Origin of the sequence: Spirosoma arboris, assembly GCF_009754945.1 — a bacterium.
GTDB lineage: Bacteria > Bacteroidota > Bacteroidia > Cytophagales > Spirosomataceae > Spirosoma > Spirosoma arboris.
The window spans coordinates 1-248 of the sequence record NZ_WPIN01000096.1 but is presented as its reverse complement, the minus strand read 5'-3'; the positions used below and the strand labels follow the sequence as shown (position 1 = coordinate 248).

The window sequence follows — 248 nt, the reverse complement described above, 5'->3', positions numbered from 1 at the left end:
ACCGATGGAGCCACGACTACCACCCTATCGGTCAGTGCAGGAGCCACCTCGATCCCGTACTCGCTGAGCGGCTTACCTAGTGGAACCGGCTCTCACACCGTGACGGTCAGTTATCTGGGCCAGACCGCCAGTACCACCTATACGGCTCCGGCCTCCTGTTCGGTAGCTCCTGTCTGTTCGCTGGTCAGCTCGGCAACGGCCAGTACTTGTGACCCCGTATCCAATACGTATTCCGCCACAGCTCTGGT

Annotated in this window: 1 protein-coding gene; it reads left to right on the top strand. The window is 60.1% G+C overall.

All coding sequences use genetic code 11. The features are described 5' to 3' along the window. A partial coding sequence (locus tag GO755_RS41295) for a hypothetical protein (RefSeq protein ID WP_198175110.1) occupies positions 1-248 on the top strand: 248 nt, incomplete at both ends.